18 protein-coding genes and 1 tRNA gene are annotated in these 15,566 nt (G+C 68.8%); 10 read left to right on the forward strand and 9 right to left on the reverse strand.

All coding sequences use genetic code 11. From position 1 onward, the window contains the following. Positions 1-141: 141 nt before the first annotated feature. Both ASC46_RS00195 and ASC46_RS00200 read left to right on the forward strand, forming a co-directional pair. Positions 142-942 (forward strand): enoyl-CoA hydratase, encoded by an 801-nt coding sequence (locus tag ASC46_RS00195; protein WP_055457298.1) that lies wholly within the window; start codon positions 142-144, stop codon positions 940-942. A gap of 10 nt (positions 943-952) precedes the next feature. Further along, positions 953-1,387 carry an NUDIX hydrolase gene (locus tag ASC46_RS00200; protein WP_072249416.1) on the forward strand — a complete coding sequence of 145 codons (435 nt, stop codon included), beginning with the start codon at positions 953-955 and terminating at the stop codon, positions 1,385-1,387. Positions 1,388-1,536: 149 nt separating this feature from the next. Here ASC46_RS00200 and ASC46_RS00205 read toward each other — a convergent pair whose 3' ends face one another. Beyond that, positions 1,537-2,307 (reverse strand): alpha/beta fold hydrolase, encoded by a 771-nt coding sequence (locus ASC46_RS00205; protein ID WP_055457300.1) that lies wholly within the window; start codon positions 2,305-2,307, stop codon positions 1,537-1,539. A 208-nt stretch (positions 2,308-2,515) separates the two neighbouring features. Between ASC46_RS00205 and ASC46_RS00210 the strand changes: the two genes are divergently transcribed. Together ASC46_RS00210 and ASC46_RS00215 are read left to right on the forward strand one after the other, a co-directional pair. Next, positions 2,516-2,770: a zinc-finger domain-containing protein gene (locus ASC46_RS00210; RefSeq protein WP_055457301.1), complete on the forward strand. Its 255-nt coding sequence runs from the start codon at positions 2,516-2,518 to the stop codon at positions 2,768-2,770. Between the two features lie 18 nt (positions 2,771-2,788). Then, positions 2,789-4,012, forward strand: a complete 1,224-nt coding sequence (locus tag ASC46_RS00215; RefSeq protein WP_055457302.1) for an FAD-dependent monooxygenase — start codon at positions 2,789-2,791, stop codon at positions 4,010-4,012. A 5-nt stretch (positions 4,013-4,017) separates the two neighbouring features. On the opposite strand, the gene msrA is transcribed toward ASC46_RS00215, so the two are convergent. The 4 genes from msrA to cobD all read right to left on the reverse strand — a co-directional run bounded on the left by msrA (position 4,018) and on the right by cobD (position 6,460). After that, complete coding sequence (gene msrA, locus ASC46_RS00220) at positions 4,018-4,626, reverse strand: peptide-methionine (S)-S-oxide reductase MsrA (protein WP_055457303.1); 609 nt, start codon at positions 4,624-4,626, stop codon at positions 4,018-4,020. Positions 4,627-4,656: 30 nt separating this feature from the next. Then, positions 4,657-5,148, reverse strand: coding sequence for a peptide-methionine (R)-S-oxide reductase MsrB (gene msrB, locus ASC46_RS00225; RefSeq protein WP_082464643.1), 492 nt, complete (start codon positions 5,146-5,148; stop codon positions 4,657-4,659). Between the two features lie 139 nt (positions 5,149-5,287). After that, a tRNA-Leu gene (locus ASC46_RS00230) sits at positions 5,288-5,372 on the reverse strand. Between the two features lie 44 nt (positions 5,373-5,416). After that, complete coding sequence (gene cobD, locus ASC46_RS00235; protein ID WP_425349077.1) at positions 5,417-6,460, reverse strand: threonine-phosphate decarboxylase CobD; 1,044 nt, start codon at positions 6,458-6,460, stop codon at positions 5,417-5,419. Positions 6,461-6,479: 19 nt separating this feature from the next. On the opposite strand from cobD, the gene cbiB reads away from it, so the two are divergent. Continuing rightward, positions 6,480-7,460: an adenosylcobinamide-phosphate synthase CbiB gene (gene cbiB, locus ASC46_RS00240; protein ID WP_055457305.1), complete on the forward strand. Its 981-nt coding sequence runs from the start codon at positions 6,480-6,482 to the stop codon at positions 7,458-7,460. Between the two features lie 3 nt (positions 7,461-7,463). Here cbiB and gpt read toward each other — a convergent pair whose 3' ends face one another. Together gpt and ASC46_RS00250 are read right to left on the reverse strand one after the other, a co-directional pair. After that, the gene (gene gpt, locus ASC46_RS00245; RefSeq protein WP_055457306.1) at positions 7,464-7,970 is read right to left on the reverse strand and encodes a xanthine phosphoribosyltransferase; all 507 of its coding nucleotides are present in this window, start codon (positions 7,968-7,970) and stop codon (positions 7,464-7,466) included. Between the two features lie 24 nt (positions 7,971-7,994). Then, the gene (locus tag ASC46_RS00250; RefSeq protein WP_055457307.1) at positions 7,995-8,741 is read right to left on the reverse strand and encodes a competence/damage-inducible protein A; all 747 of its coding nucleotides are present in this window, start codon (positions 8,739-8,741) and stop codon (positions 7,995-7,997) included. A gap of 153 nt (positions 8,742-8,894) precedes the next feature. Here ASC46_RS00250 and sfsA point away from each other — a divergent pair, with 153 nt between their 5' ends. Together sfsA and ASC46_RS00260 are read left to right on the forward strand one after the other, a co-directional pair. Continuing rightward, on the forward strand, positions 8,895-9,608 hold the full coding sequence (gene sfsA / locus ASC46_RS00255; protein ID WP_055457308.1) for a DNA/RNA nuclease SfsA: 714 nt from the start codon (positions 8,895-8,897) through the stop codon (positions 9,606-9,608). Positions 9,609-9,701: 93 nt separating this feature from the next. Then, on the forward strand, positions 9,702-10,046 hold the full coding sequence (locus ASC46_RS00260) for a hypothetical protein (protein WP_055457309.1): 345 nt from the start codon (positions 9,702-9,704) through the stop codon (positions 10,044-10,046). A gap of 4 nt (positions 10,047-10,050) precedes the next feature. Here the strand turns inward: ASC46_RS00260 and ASC46_RS00265 are convergent, their stop codons facing one another. After that, on the reverse strand, positions 10,051-10,890 hold the full coding sequence (locus ASC46_RS00265) for an FkbM family methyltransferase (RefSeq protein ID WP_055457310.1): 840 nt from the start codon (positions 10,888-10,890) through the stop codon (positions 10,051-10,053). A gap of 186 nt (positions 10,891-11,076) precedes the next feature. Here ASC46_RS00265 and map point away from each other — a divergent pair, with 186 nt between their 5' ends. The 3 genes from map (at position 11,077) to ASC46_RS00280 (ending at position 14,877) form a co-directional block, all read left to right on the forward strand. Continuing rightward, a complete protein-coding gene (gene map / locus ASC46_RS00270) occupies positions 11,077-11,904 on the forward strand; it encodes a type I methionyl aminopeptidase (protein WP_055457311.1) in 828 nt (275 codons plus the stop codon). Next, positions 11,901-12,602, forward strand: coding sequence for a RadC family protein (gene radC, locus ASC46_RS00275; RefSeq protein ID WP_055457312.1), 702 nt, complete (start codon positions 11,901-11,903; stop codon positions 12,600-12,602). Before map ends, radC begins: the two co-directional genes overlap by 4 nt. A gap of 97 nt (positions 12,603-12,699) precedes the next feature. After that, a complete protein-coding gene (locus ASC46_RS00280) occupies positions 12,700-14,877 on the forward strand; it encodes a putative bifunctional diguanylate cyclase/phosphodiesterase (protein ID WP_245280448.1) in 2,178 nt (725 codons plus the stop codon). 28 nt (positions 14,878-14,905) lie between these two features. On the opposite strand, the gene ASC46_RS00285 is transcribed toward ASC46_RS00280, so the two are convergent. Next, positions 14,906-15,511, reverse strand: coding sequence for an exopolysaccharide biosynthesis protein (locus ASC46_RS00285; protein WP_055457314.1), 606 nt, complete (start codon positions 15,509-15,511; stop codon positions 14,906-14,908). Positions 15,512-15,566: the final 55 nt, after the last annotated feature.

Below are 15,566 nucleotides of genomic sequence, written 5' to 3' on the forward strand. Positions count from 1 at the left end.
GCGGCAGGTCACCGGTTCGCCGCCTCGAGCGCGCGGAGGATATCGCGCGGATCGCGCCGCAGGAGCGTCAGCCTATATGATCGTTCGAACCGCCGAGTCGGCCCGATATGCAAGCCAGGATCAGTGAGCGAGGACCTGCCGATGCCATCCCCCGTCGCCTCCCACAGCCTGCGCCTGTCGGTCGCCTCCGGCATCGCCACAATGACCATCGATAACGAGGCGCGCCGCAACGCCATCGATTTCGCCACCTGGCGCGCCTTCCCGCAGGTCATGGCGACCCTCGGTGCCGACGACAACGTGCGCGTCGTCATCATCCGCGGCGCGGGCGACGTCGCCTTCACAGCCGGCGCCGACATCGGCGAGTTCGGCTCTCTCCGCGCGAGCCCGGAGGGCGGGCGCGCCTACGAGGCGGCGAATCTCGCCGCCTTCGAGGCCGTCGCCGCCTGTCCGAAGCCGGTGCTGGCCCTGATCCGCGGCTTCTGCCTCGGCGGAGGGCTCGGCATCGCGCTGGCCTGCGACCTGCGCATTGCCGCCGACGATGCCGTCTTCGCCATTCCCGCCGCACGGCTCGGCGTCGGTTATCCGCCGGCCGGCATGGGCATGATTGTCGCCGCCATCGGCGCGGCCGCCGCCAAGGACCTCATCTTCACCGCCCGCCGCATCGAGGCGGCGGAGGCGCTCACCCTCGGCCTCGTCCAGAAGGTGGTGCCCGCCGGCGACATCGAGCGCGCGGCCGCAGGTCTTGCCGAGACCATCGCCGTGAATGCGCCGCTGACCATCCGCGCCGCGAAGGCGGCCGTCGCCACGGCTGCGGGCCTGCCTGGCGCTGGCACGCCGAACGACCTCCAGGCCCTGGCGGATGCCTGCTTCGCCAGCGCCGATTATGCTGAAGGCTGTGCCGCCTTCCTGGGCAAACGATCCCCGCAGTTCACCGGACGATGAGGTGAGGACGGTGACGAACCGCAAGTGTCTCAGGATCGCCGTGGCGGCCGTGCGCGACGAAAAGGGGCGCCTTCTCCTCGTGCGCAAGCACGGCAGCGACATCTTCATCCAGCCCGGCGGCAAGATCGAACCCGGCGAAGCGCCGGAGGCCGCCCTCGCGCGCGAGCTCGCCGAGGAACTCAGCGTCGCACCGCAGCCCGGCACCCTCCACTCGCTCGGCGTCTTCACGGCGCCCGCCGCCAACGAGCCGGACACCGATGTCATCGCCCATCTCTTTGCCGTGCACCTCACAGGCACGCCGCGCGCCGCTGCCGAAATCGCGGAACTGTCATGGCTCCCCTTGCACGAGGCCGACCGCTGGCCTCTCGCCAGCCTGATCCGCCACAAGGTTCTGCCGCTGCTTGCAAAAACCATTCCCGCTCAGGACCTTGGCATCGTCCGCTGAATCGGCTTGCGAGCCACACGGCCATCAGCTGATTCAATTTCTCAAGTTCCGGATTCAATACGCGAGGCCGCTGAATCCGTTTCTCAAGCGCCGGAATCGCCACCTGAGCTTCCCCCGGCAAGCGATTCAGAAGATTCCGCTTCTTGCCCTCACGCCTCGTCCTGCTCGGCGAGGAACGCGACGACGCCCTGCTTGTGCACCTTGTCGCCCACCGCAAGGTTGTGATCCCGACCGGGAATGTCGAGCGCCCGGCCATGTGGCAGGAGCGCTGCAAGCTCATGCGGCGAGCCGGCGATGGGATCGTTGGTGCCGACGGCGACGAGCACCGGCACCGCGATCCTACCTACCTCCTCGCGTGTCAATGTCTGGCGCGAACCGCGGATGCAGGCTGCGAGCGCCTTGAGGTCGCTCTTCGTCTGCTCCGCGAAGGCGCGGAACAGGCGCTGCATCGGATCCCTCAGCCCATCGAGCGAAGGCGCCTCCATCGCATCGGCGATGCCGAGCGGCAGGCCGACGCCCTGGATGAGATGAATGCCGAGTCCGCCGAGCACGGCCGAGCGCACGCGGCCCGGATGGCGCAGCGCGAGATGCGCCGTGATGCGCGCGCCCATGGAATAGCCGACGACATCCGCCTCGGCGAGGTCGAGATGGTCCATCAGCCGCCGCACGTCCTCGGCCATGACGTCGGAATGATAGGCGGACGGCTCGTAGAGCTTCTCGCTCTGCCCGTGGCCGCGGTTGTCGAGCGCGATGACGCGCCGCCCGGCGCGCGCCAGCGTCGTCGTCCACAGCGTGTTCACCCAGTTGACCGAATGGTTCGAGGCGAAGCCGTGCACCAGGATGACGGGGCGCCCCTCGCCCTCGTGCGCGGGGACGTCGACATAGGCGAGGCGGACGCCGTCGGAACTGAAGAAATGCATGTCTCTCTCGCTCTGCAGCCCCCACCCATAGCGGCCACGGGTTTCCATCGGGTGAACGCATGCCGCGGGCGGGGGTCGGCCAGCGCTGGGCAAGCGACAGGTTATTCATTTGTCGCAGGTCGCAGGCGAAAAACCGGTCTCCACTTTTTCGCGCCATGCTCTATGGTGCGCCGCAAATCGCTGATCCGCCAAGATGAGGTCAAGGGCAATGGCCGCGAAATCCGTCCCCCACTTCCACAATGATACGGGCGTCGCCGTCATCCACGTCGGCGTGCACGAGTTCATGTGCATCGGGGCCAAGCCGCCCTTCGACCATCCCCACGTCTTCCTCGACATGGGCGACGACAACGAGATCGTCTGCCCCTATTGCTCGACGCTCTACCGCTACAAGGCAACGCTCAAGGCCGAGGAAAGCGAGCCGGCCGACTGCCTGTGGCACGCGGAAGCCGCAACGGCCGCCTGAGGCCCGCGGAGCCCGATCATGCCTGAGAGCACGCCACCGGCCGTCGTCGTCGGCGCCGGCATCGGCGGCCTGACCGCGGCACTCCTTCTCGCCCGCCAGGGCCGAGCCGTCACGCTGCTCGAGCGGCGCACCACGCTCGAGGAGGCTGGTGCGGGCATCCAGCTCTCGCCCAATGCCAGCCGCGTGCTCGTCGCGCTTGGCCTCGCCCCGGCGCTCGCACGCCATGCGGTGACGCCCGATGAGTTGGTCGTCCGCTCGCTGTCGTCCGGCCGCCGGCTTGCGACGATGCCCCTTGGCGAGGCGATGCGCGCGCGCTTCGGCGCGCCCTATTGGGTGATCCACCGAGCCGACCTGCACACCCTGCTGCTCGACGCCGCGCGCGGCGAGCCGAATATCCGCATGGCCGTCGGCCGCAAGGTCACCGCGGTCACGGTCGATGGGAACAAGGCGCGCCTCGCCGTCGAGACCGCCGGCGGCGCGAGCGAGGAGCGTGAGGCCGGCCTCGCCGTCGGCGCCGACGGCATCTGGTCATCGGTGCGCGCGGCGCTCGGGGACAAACGCAAGCCCGTCTATCGCGGCTATGCCGCCTGGCGCGCCACCATCCCGGCCGGCGAAGTGCCGGAGGAGATGGCCGGCAACGTCACGGGGCTGTGGCTCGGCCGCGGCATGCACCTCGTTCACTATCCGGTCAGCCGCGGCCGCCTGGTCAATATCGTCCTCGTCGCACGGGCGAATGGCTCGGTGAACGAGTGGAACAGCAAGGCCCATGAGGCCGATGTGGCGCAGCACCTCGGCCGCGCCGTGCCCACGCTCAGCGCCATCGCAGCCCGGCCGCTCGACTGGCGCGTGTGGTCCCTCTTCGACCTGCCGCCGCCGCGCCCCTGGGGCCGAGGACCGGTCACACTCCTCGGCGATGCAGCCCACCCGGTGCTGCCCTTCCTCGCCCAGGGCGGCGCGCTCGCCATCGAGGATGCGGCCGTTCTCGCCGATGCCCTCGCCAGCAAGCCGGACGATGTACCAGCCGCCTTGCGCGCCTACGAGACCGCCCGACAGGCGCGGGCCGTGCGCGTGCAGCAGGCGGCACGCGAGAACGGGCGCGTCTACCACATGCCGGCCCCGCTCTCGCTCATGCGCAACCTCGTCATGTCGCGCCTGAGCGGCGAGGCGATGCTGGCGCGCTACGCCTGGCTTTACGGATGGGAGCCACCGCAGCGGCGCGACGCCCGGTTGAGCGCGGCCTGAAGGGATCAGGAGGCCGGGCCCCACACCTCCTCGAGCCGCCGGTCGCGGCCGCAGGCGAAGCGGTAATACTTATATTTTGCCGCGTTCTTGCGGTAATAGTTCTGGTGGTAATCCTCGGCCGGATGGAAGGTCGCGGCCGGCAGGATCTCGGTGACGACGCGCCCGTTGAGCCGCGCGCTCACCGCCCTGAGCGAGGCCTCGGCCGCCTGGCGCTGCTCGGGCGAGGCGACAAAGATCGCCGAGGTATACTGGTCGCCCCTGTCACAGAACTGGCCCCGCGCGTCATGGGGATCGATGTTGCGCCAGAAGATGGCGAGCAATTGCTCGTAGGTGACGCGCGAAGGGTCGTACACCACCCTCACCGCCTCCTTGTGGCCGGTCCGGCCCGAGGAGACTTCGTTATAGGTCGGGTTCGGCGTTCGCCCGCCGATATAGCCGGAGATCGTCGCCGTCACGCCCGGCACGGCGTCGAAGGGCGGCTCCATGCACCAGAAGCAGCCGCCGGCGAAGATGGCGCTCGCGCCGCCCTCCCCGTCTTGCGCAACAGCCGCTGCCGGGGCGCCGAAAACGAGGGCCAGGCTAAGAAAGAGGGGACCGAGAGCAAAGGAGCGCATGTCGCCACCACCGGTCGGAAATGATCGAGCCTACGACGGCGTGAAGGTCATGGCGACACCGTTCATGCAATAGCGCAGGCCCGTCGGCGGCGGCCCGTCGTCGAAGACATGGCCGAGATGGCCACCGCAACGGCTGCAATGCACCTCGGTGCGGGTCATGAAGAAGCTGCGGTCCTCCGACGTGCCGACCGCTCCTGCAATGGGTGCATAGAAGCTCGGCCAGCCCGTGCCGCTCTCGAACTTCGTCGAGGAGGAGAACACGGCCTGCCCGCAGCCGGCGCAATGATAGATGCCGGCGCGCTTCTCGCCGTTGAGCGGGCTCGTCCCGGCTCGCTCGGTGCCATGCTTGCGCAGGACGTCATATTGCGCCGGCGTGAGCTGCGCCCGCCACTCCTCGTCACTCTTCTCGACGGGAAAGCGCCCCGCGGCCTTCGCTTCCTCGCGGGCGCCGAAGAGGCGTCCGACCGCAGCCGCTCCCGCGGCCAGTGCGCCTCCCCCCAGAATGTTCCTGCGGCTCATCATCGTCCCACCCAGGTTCCGGCCGGCCCCACGAGGCGGGACGCGGCCGCTGTCGGATCGTGCGGCGCAAGGATAGGCCGGCGGGGACGGACCGGCTGTCACGAAGGCGCGATGTCACGCCCGTGTGAGGGCGCGGTCAGTCTGGTGCGGACGGCGGGGATCGAACCCGCACGGGCAAGCCCGAGGGATTTTAAGTCCCTTGCGTCTACCAGTTTCGCCACGTCCGCATGCGGCGAGGGTTACCGCCCGCCGGGAGCGGGCGCAACCCGGCTCACGCGCGCTTCGAGGCCCTTCGCTGCGGAAATTGTGCAAGGGCGGTGGCAAGGCGGGTCCAGGCCGCTTCATCCCCCGGCAGGCCGAAGCGTAGGCGGTTCGGCGCCTGGTCGAAGCGGCGGACGTAGATACCGCGTGCGCCCAGATGCTCGAACAGCGCCCCGGCGCGGCTCGTCTCGACCAGCCGGAAGAGCGGCGTGCCGCCGACGACCGCAAGCTCCGGGCCGGCCAGCAGCGTGTCGAGCCGAGCCGCATCGCTCGCGAGCCGGTGCCGCATGGCCTCGATCCAGACGCGGTCGCCAAGCGCCGCAAGCCCGACGGCCAGCGTCGGGCCGGGAACGGCCCACGGGCCGAGTTCCTGCCGGATCTGCCCGGCCAGCGCCTCGTCGACCGTGATGGCAAAGCCGAGGCGCACCCCGGCGAGGCCGTAGGCCTTGCCGAAGGAGCGCAGCAGCAGGATCGGCGCGGCGGCGTCGAGCAGCCCGGCACAGCTCACCTGCGGCATCACATCGGCGAAAGCCTCGTCGACGATGACGAGACCGTCCCAGTGGCGCATGCGCCCGGCAAGGGCGACGATCGCGGCCGGCGGCAACGTGTGCCCATCCGGGTTGTTGGGATTGACGATCACCGCCACGTCCGAGGCGGCAAGATCATCCACGCTCGCGGTGACGCGCACGTCATGCCCCGCCGCCTGCCACGCCGTGACGTGTTCGCCGTAGGTCGGGCCGAGAACCGCGACGCGGCCGCGCGGACGCAGGCGCGGCAGCAGCTGGATGAGCGCCTGTGTGCCCGGCGCCGCAACGCAACGGGCCTGCGGCGCAACACCATAGGCCGCGACCGCCTTCGCCTCCAGCTGCCGCCGCTCCCCTTCCTCCGGCAGGCGGGTCCAGCAGTCCGCCGCGAGCGACGGCAATGGAAACGGATGCGGATTGATGCCCGTCGACAGGTCGAGCCACGGCTGCGGCGCGGCCGGGAACAGCCGGCGCGCCACGCCGAGGTCCCCACCGTGCACAATGCCGTCTCGGCTGCCGGGCTGAGCCATGCTATCGGCATGCTCCGTCATGGATCTCACGTTTGCCCTTCCCCTCGCCGCGCTCACCGTCGCTCTTGAGGCGATTGCCGGTTATCCGCGCGCCCTCTTCCGTGTCGCCGGCCATCCCGTGACCTGGCTGGGACTGCTCATCGCATGGCTCGACCGGCATCTCAACAGGCAGAACGAATCATTTACCACGCGGCGCGCCGGGGGCGTTATCGCCCTTCTCGTCATCGTCGCTGCTGCGGCAATCCCCGCCCTCCTCCTGCAGGAGGCATTGCTGGGCCTCCTGGGTCCGCTGGCACTCGTCGCGGTCGCCGCTGTCGCATCGAGCCTCGTTGCACAGCGCAGCCTTCACGAGCATGTCGCGGCCGTCGCCGTCGGACTGGAAACGGAGGGGCTCCACGGCGGGCGCCGGGCAGTGGCCATGATCGTCGGCCGCAACCCCGAAACGCTCGACGAGGCGGGCGTCGCCCGCGCCGCCATCGAAAGCCTCGCCGAGAACTTTTCGGATGGCGTCGTCGCGCCGGTCTTCTGGCTGGCCGTGGCGGGTTTGCCCGGGGCTGCGGCCTACAAGGCCGTCAACACGGCCGACAGCATGATCGGCCACAAGACCGAGAGGCATGCCGCCTTCGGCTGGGCCGCGGCCCGCCTCGATGATCTCGTCAACCTGCCGGCCTCGCGCCTGACAGCTCTCTTTCTCGTGCTCGCGGCGGCGCTGACGCGCGGCGCCGATGCGCGTGCGGCGATCGCCGCCGTGCGCCGCGACGCCCGCCGCCATCGCTCGCCCAATGCCGGCTGGCCGGAAGCCGCCATGGCGGGCGCGCTCGGCCTCAGGCTCGCCGGCCCGCGCATCTACGGCACGACGCGCGTCGAGGACGCCTTCATGGGAAACGGCCGCGCCGAGGCGACGGCCGCCGACATCCGCCGCGCGCTCGCGCTCTTCCGGCGCGCCTCGATGCTGCAGTGGCTCGTCCTCGCCGCCCTTGCGGCGCTGGTGCTCGCCTGAGGCTCAGCCGGACGCGCCGTTGCGGATCGGCGGCTGGAAGGTGAGGCCCATGTCCCAGGGGAAGTAGATCCAGGTGTCCTGCGACACCTCGGTGACGAAGGTATCGACCACCGGCCGGCCCTGCGGCTTGGCATAGACGGTGGCGAAATGCGCCTTGGGCAGCATCTGCCGCACCATGCGCGCCGTCTTGCCCGTGTCGACGAGGTCGTCCACGACGAGCACTCCTGCACCGCTGCCATCGCCGAGCGCACGGATCTTCGGATCGATCTCCTTGAGGACAATCAGCTCGCCCTGGTTCTGGTAGTCGTGGTAGCTCGCGATGCAGACCGTCTCGATGAGGCGGATCTCGAGTTCGCGTGCCACGACCGCCGCAGGCACGAGGCCGCCGCGCGTGATGCAGACGATAGCCTCGAAGGGCCCGGCGCCGTGCAAGCGCCAGGCGAGCGCGCGCGCATCGCGGTGGAACTGGTCCCAGGAGACGGGAAAGGCCTTTTCGGAGGTGGGCGACATGGGTCTTGCCTCTGGTATCGAACGTCAGGACGCCGCGTGGAGCCGCGCGACCATCTCGGCCACGGCGGCGCGGACGGCTTCGAGGCGCGCCGCATCGCGACTGCGCACGACGATGTTGGTATTGAAGCGGCCATCTTCGGAGAAGGGATAGCTGCCGATGGAGACGTCGGGATGGGCGTCGGCGATCGCCTTCAGCGGCGCGGCGATGTCGCCCTCCTTCGCGTCGGCACGGATGGTGGCCGAGAGCATGCGCCGCCCGGTGCTCAACGTCGGCGCCACCTCGTCGAGCATCGCCTGCATGATGGCGGGCACGCCCGCCATGACGATGACGTTGCCGATGCGGAAGCCCGGCGCCTTGGAAACGGGATTGGCGATGAGCTCGGCCCCGTGCGGGATGCGCGCCATGCGCCGGCGCGCTTCGTTGAGGTCCTCCGGCCTGATGCGTTCGAGGAGCATCGCGATGGCGCGCGGGTCCTCGCCGATGCCGACGCCGAAGGCCTTGGCGACGCTGTCCGCCGTGATGTCGTCATGCGTCGGCCCAATGCCGCCGGTGGTGAAGAGATAGTCGTAGCGGGCCCTGAGCGCGTTGACCGCGGCGACGATCTCCGCTTCCGCGTCCGGCACGATGCGCACCTCGCGCAGGTCGATGCCGATGGCGGTGAGATAGTCGGCGATATAGCCGATGTTCTTGTCCTTGGTGCGTCCGGACAGGATCTCGTCACCGATGACGAGAACCGCCGCCGTCACCGGGCCCTGTGCTGCTGCCGCCATGCATGTCTCCCTCGCCCGGCTTTATGGCATCACCCGCCGCCGTCGGAAGGGGTTTTCGCGGCATGGCGGGGCAAGATCAAGAGCAAAGCTGCCCGCCGGCTTGTCGCGGAGGCATGGCGCTGCTACCTGCCGGCCGTCCAGCCGGAGGAGTCGATGCAGTTTGACAGCCCCCTCGCCGAAGGGCGCCTCCTGCGCCGCTACAAGCGCTTTCTCGCCGATATCGCACTTCGCGAAGACGACATCGTCACCGTCCATTGCGCCAATCCCGGCGCCATGCTCGGCCTCCTGACACCCGGGAGCCGCGTCTCCCTCTCGCGTTCGGCCAATCCGGCACGCAAGCTGCCGCTCTCCTGGGAGCTGGTCGAGGTGGACTTCGGCTGGCGCGGGCCGCAACTCGTCGGCATCAACACGGGTCATCCCAACCTCCTTGCCGCAGAGGCGATCGCGGCCGCGCTCATTCCGCGACTCGCGGGTTACGAGCGCCTGCGGCGCGAGGTCAGGTACGGCCGGACGAGCCGCGTCGACATCCTGCTCGAGGCGGATGGGCGCCCGCCCTGCTACGTCGAAGTCAAGAACGTCCATCTGATGCGCCGGCCCGGCCTCGCCGAATTCCCGGATTGCGTCACCGCCCGCGGCGCCAAGCATCTCGAGGAGCTCGGCGACATGGTGGAAACCGGCGCGCGCGCCGCGATGCTGTTCATCGTCCAGATGGAGGCGGAGGCCTTCACGCTCGCCGCCGATCTCGACCCTGCCTATGCCCGCGCCTTTGCGCGGGCCCGCGCACGCGGCGTCGAGGCCTATGCGCTCGCCTGCCGCGTGACGCCGGCCGGCATCGTCGCCGAGACGCCGCTGCCCATCCTCGTCTGATCCGCCGGACTAACGGCCGTTCCTCTGTTGCGCTATGCTGCGGCACGCGGACCGTCGCCCTCGCCTCGACGGCCGTCATGCTGGGGGTCAACGATGCTGCCCGCCCATCTTGCTTTTCTCGCCGTTCCGCTTCTTGTCCTCGGCCTGCAGCAGAGCCTCGCGGCGGACGGGCCACCGGCTCTCGACGTCGAGCGCAGCTGCCGCGACGCCGCCACCGCCGACGCGCTCGGCCAGAGCCGGCAGTTCGACCAGGCGGCCTTCGACGGCTGTATGGCGCAGGAGAACGGCACCCACGCCACGCTGGAGAAGGAATGGGCGAGCTTCCCCGCGGTCCAGCGCGACGAATGCCTCTCGGAGACACGTGGCGCCGACCTGCCGAGCTATGTCGAGCTCTACGAGTGCCTCAAGCTCGATCAGGAAACGCGCGGTAAGAAATGACGGCTCACGACCGCTCGAAGACGAAATTCATCCGCGTCTTGACGAGGAGCTTGTAACCCTTCTCGCGCAACAGCGCAGGCAGGTCGATCTGCCAGCGCCCGCTGCCATCCTCCAGGATGACGAGCCGCGGAAAGAGCGACGGCGACGCATGCTGCAGGAATGGCTCGAGGATCAGATCCTCCGCTCCCTCGACGTCGAGCTTGATGGCATCGATGCGCTCGAACCCCTCCTCGCGCGCGAGGTCGGCCAGCGTCGTCGCCGGTACGCGCACCGACTTGGCGGTGCCGGAGCCGACGATCTTGACGCTCGACTCGCCGCGGTTCTCGTGGTCGAGAAAGAGCGTCAGTTCGCCCGCCCGGTCCGCGACGGCGCAAGCCACCGCCTTGATAGTCCCGAAAGGATTGAGGCTGATGTTGAAGACCAGGCGCTCGAAGATGTCGGGCTGCGGCTCGACGGCGAGAATGCGTGCACGCGGGCCCGCGAGCGCCGCCACGAAGAGCGCATAGGCGCCGACATTCGCCCCCACGTCCATGAAGACGAAGCCGTCGCCGATGCGCTCGGCAAGGAGCGCCCGCTCTTGCCGGTCGAAGAACTGCGGCGTGAACAGGATCTTCTTTTCGCAGACGTTGTCGTAGGGGTAGAGGCGCATGCGCGCCCCCAGCGTCTCGACATCGACCGGCGCGCCGTCGAGACGGTTGATCACGAGCCGCCTGAGGCCATAGGCGGCGCGCTTGCCCAGCCAGCTTTCCGGCAGGCTGCGCGTCATCTCGATCATCGTCCGGGCCAGCGACCTGGGCGCGAAGCGGCCGAAGGGTTCGGTATCGTTGAAGGAGCTGATCGTCATCGTCCTGGGATCGCGGCGTGTTCGGGAAGGGCGCCGCCCGTTTCGTCTTGCTCTTGCCATACACGTCACCGCCCGCCGGCGCCAGCGCCGACATCACCCGCGCCTTTCGCGCCATCCCTTGCGTCGGCGGCTTTGATCAATAGATTGGGGCAGTGATCGGGCGCGGGGGCGCCCCGGACAAGCGACATGGTAGATCTCGACAGCGAACTTGCGCCGCGCCGCGCCAACAATATCGTCTATTATGGCCCCGAGGGTTTCGAGGGCATGCGCAAGGCCGGCCGCCTCGTTGCCGAGTGCCTCGACATGCTGGCCGACCACGTGGCCCCCGGCGTCACGACCGCCGAAATCGACCGGATGGTGTTCCAGTTCGCCATGGACCACGGCGCCCTGTCGGCGACGCTGATGTATCGCGGCTACCGCCATTCGTGCTGCACATCGATCAACCACGTGGTGTGCCACGGCCAGCCGGACGAGAAGCCGTTGCGCGAAGGCGACATTGTCAACATCGACGTGACCTTCATCGTCGATGGGTGGTACGGCGATTCGAGCCGCATGTACCCCGTCGGCGAGGTTCCTCGCCGCGCCCAGCGCCTCATGGAGGTGACCTACGAGGCCATGATGCGCGGCATCGCCGTCGTGCGCCCCGGCGCGACGACGGGCGACATCGGCGCGGTCATCCAGGAATATGCCGAGGGCGAGCGCTGCTCCGTGGTGCGCGACTTCTGCGGCCATGGCGTCGGCCGCTCCTTCCACGAGCAGCCGAGCATCCTGCACTTCGGCCGGCGCGGCGAAGGCGTGCCGCTGAAGCCGGGCATGATCTTCACCATCGAGCCGATGATCAATCTCGGTCGTCCGCACGTGAAGGTCCTGTCCGACGGGTGGACCGCGGTCACGCGCGACCGTTCGCTCTCGGCGCAGTTCGAACATACCGTCGGCGTCACCGAAACCGGCGTCGAGATCTTCACGCTCTCCCCCAAGGGCTATCATCAGCCCCCCTACAAGACGCCTGCATGACCACCGTCGGCGACGCCGAGGACACGCCCCACTACCATGGCCACCGCGAGCGGCTGCGCAGCCGTTTCCGGGAGGCTGGAGAAGCCGCGCTCGCCGACTACGAACTGCTCGAGCTCGTGCTGTTCCGCTCGATCCCGCGGCGGGACGTGAAGGCGCTGGCGAAGGAGCTGATCCGGCGCTTCGGGTCCTTCGCCGAGGTGCTCGCGGCGCCGCCCTCGCGCCTCGCCGAGGTCGAAGGCATCGGCGACAGCGTCGTCACCGACCTCAAGATCGTCGAGGCCGCGGCCCGGCGCATCACGCGCGGCGCCGTTGCCAAGCGCCCCCTGCTCTCCTCTTGGAACGCCGTCATCGATTATTGCCGCACGGCCATGGCCTTCGCGGACAAGGAGCATTTCCGCGTCCTCTTCCTCGACAAGCGCAACGGCCTGATCGCCGACGAACTGCAGCAGACCGGCACCGTCGACCATACGCCGGTCTATCCGCGCGAGGTCGTCAAGCGGGCGCTCGAACTTTCGGCAACGGCAATCATCCTCGTGCACAATCACCCGTCAGGCGATCCGACGCCCTCGTCCGCCGACATCAAGATGACGCGGACCATCGGCGAGATTGCCGAGCCGCTCGGCGTCATGGTGCACGATCACATCATCGTCGGTCGCGACGGCCACGCGAGCTTTCGCGGGCTGGGGCTGCTGGAGTGAGAAAACCGCGCAGGCGACAGAAAAGGAAACTTGATTTAAAGGAACGTGCGGCACGGTGGGGCACCCGCTTCGAGCGCGAGGATCCGCACGCTTGCCCGTGAAAGGCTTCCCTTCCCCCACGACCGTCGCCACGCGCCTCGTGTGGCCGATGGCGGCGCTGATCCTCTTGATCCTGCTGCTCTCGGGCAGCGTGTTCTGGTGGATGAGCCGCACGCTCGACCAGGCGGCCATGCAGGACGAACGCGCTCGCGTGACCCTTGCGCTGAACGATCTGCGCCAGCACACGCTCGAACGCCTGCGCGCCTTCGCGACGACTCTGGCCGAGGCCAAGGTGAGCCGCCCCCCGGTCGATCCCGTCGGCACGGCGGCCATCCTCACGTCCGAGAACAAGAGCCTCACCCGGCAATGGGCGATCTTCCTGCTCGACACGGACAATTCCGTGCTCTTCGGCAGCGTTGGCGGACGGGTGGCGGGCCAGCATGACTTCGATGCGCGACAAGTGATCTTCGATGCCGTCGCCCGTGACGTGCGGCAGAAGGAGATCAGCGAACTACCACTCCATGCCGGCACCGCAGTGACGAGCGGCGCGACCCGCATCGTGCACGACGGCTGGAGCGCCTATGTGGTGGCCGCGACGACGATCAGCAACGAAAGTCCGCATATCGTTGTCGGTGCCAGCGAGCTCGATGCGCGGGCCCTGGCGGAGATCGCCGGTCCGCTCGGCCTGCAGGAACTGCGCCTCACGGCCAGCAACGGGCCGCACCGGGGAGGCGCCATCGCCGTCGACGACGCCACGGACCGTGGCCCCGCCTTCCTCGTCTGGCAATCGTCGCTGCCGAGCGCCCTCATCAACAGCCAGGCGCTCACCGCCATCGGCGCCATCGCGCTGCTGACACTCGCCTTTGCCGCCGGCATCCTGCTGCATGTGCGCGGCCAGTTGATCGAACTCAACCGGCGTCAGGAGCAGGTGCAGCGACTGGCGGGCCACGATTCCCTTTCCGGCCTGCCCAACCGTCTGCTCTTCGGCATGCGTCTCGACCAGGAACTCGCCCGCATCAAGCGCTCCGACGAGGGCCTCGCCGTGATGTTCCTTGACCTCGACCGGTTCAAGGATGTCAACGACACCTACGGCCACGAGGCGGGAGACATGCTCATCCGCATCGTCGCGCGGCGCCTGTCCAACCTCCTGCGCGGCGCGGACACGCTTGCCCGCTTCGGCGGCGACGAATTCGCCATCATCCAGACGGACGTCAAGGACCCGCGCGACGCGGAAGCGCTGGCGCGGCGCATTCTCGACGCCCTGACCATGCCTTGCGAGGTGCCCGGTGGCTCCGTCACCATCGGCGTCTCGATCGGTGTGGCGTTGAGTCCGCGCAACGGGACCGAACGCGAGACGCTGATGCGGCTCGCCGACACGGCGCTTTACCAGGCCAAGAACGGCGGCCGCAACCGCTACAGCTTCTTCGAGCGCCAGATGGACGAGGCGCTGCGCCTGCGCAAGGTGGTGGAGGATGATCTGCGCGCGGCCATCCTCGCCGACGAGCTCGAACTGCACTACCAGCCCCAGTACAAGGCGAACGGCGAGGAGATCGTCGGGGTCGAGGCGCTGGTGCGCTGGCCGCATCCCCAGCACGGCATGATCCCGCCGCAGCAGTTCATCGCCATCGCGGAGGAGCGCGGCCTCATCATCCCGCTCGGCGAATGGGTGCTGCGCAAGGCCTGCGAGGACGCCAAGCGCTGGCCGGGCCTGCGCATCGCCGTCAATGTCTCGCCCATCCAGTTCCGCCAGCGCGACTTTGTCTCCAGCGTCATGACCATCATCGAAACGGCGGACATCGATCCGACGCGCGTCGAGCTGGAGGTCACCGAAGGCGTCGTCATGGACGATGCGGACGCGGCCGAAGATGCCATGATGGAACTGCGGGCCCGCGGCGTGCGCCTCGCGCTCGACGATTTCGGCACCGGCTATTCGAGCTTGATCTACCTACGCCGCTTCGCCTTCGACAAGATCAAGATCGACCGCTCGTTCCTCGAGAGCATGGAGACGACAGGGGAATCGGCCATCCTCGTGCATTCCGTCGTCCATCTCGGCCGGGCGCTTGGCCTCACCGTGACGGCAGAGGGCGTGGAGACAAGCGAGCAGCACCGCTTCCTGCAGGCGCTCGGCTGTCACGAACTGCAGGGCTACCTGTTCTCGAAACCCGTCCCGGCCGATGCGATCGACCGGCTGCTCGGCATCGAGCCCGACAAGGGCCGCACCGGCGCCGTCGCCTGAGAGCGCGGCCGCCCCCGCCTGCCGAACGTCAGGCGTAGCCGACGAGTGCGGCGATGCCGCTGACGATCGCGACGATGAAGCCGAGGCTGAGGCCGATGCCGAAGGCGCCTGCGGTCATGCCGAGAATGATAACGATGCCGTCGCGCTCCACGAGGCCGAGACCGATGAGGCAAGCCGCGAGGCCGAGCGGTATCTGACCGATGAACGGCGCGGAGACGAGCAGCCCCAGCGCCACGACGAGCAGGACGAGGCCCATTGCCCGCATGCCGGGCTGCGTGGCGAAGAACTGCAGGCGCGGCCGCGACATGCGCTCCAGCCGGCGCAGGACGGGCATGGCCCGTTCGACGGCCCGCGAGACGTCGGCCCGCGCGACGGACTTGCGCAACAGCTGTCGCGGCAGCCACGGCGCCTGCCGGCCAAGCGCCATCTGCAGCGCCACGAAGGCGAGCACGAAACCGCAGATGAGCGGGATCGGCGGCGGCATCGGCAGGCAGTTCGGCAGGCCCAGCACCACGACGAGCAGGGCAAAGGCCTGCTGGCGCAAGGTCTGCAGGATCTCGTCGACGGTCAGGTATTCGCCCTCGCCGACCGTGAGTGCATGGAGGACGGCGGAGGTACGGGGCAGCGTCGACACGAGGTAGGACCGGGCCTCAGTTTGTGAGGTCGCATTCCTATCTCACTGCTGCCCC

Source organism: Chelatococcus sambhunathii, assembly GCF_001418005.1.
GTDB lineage: Bacteria > Pseudomonadota > Alphaproteobacteria > Rhizobiales > Beijerinckiaceae > Chelatococcus_A > Chelatococcus_A sambhunathii.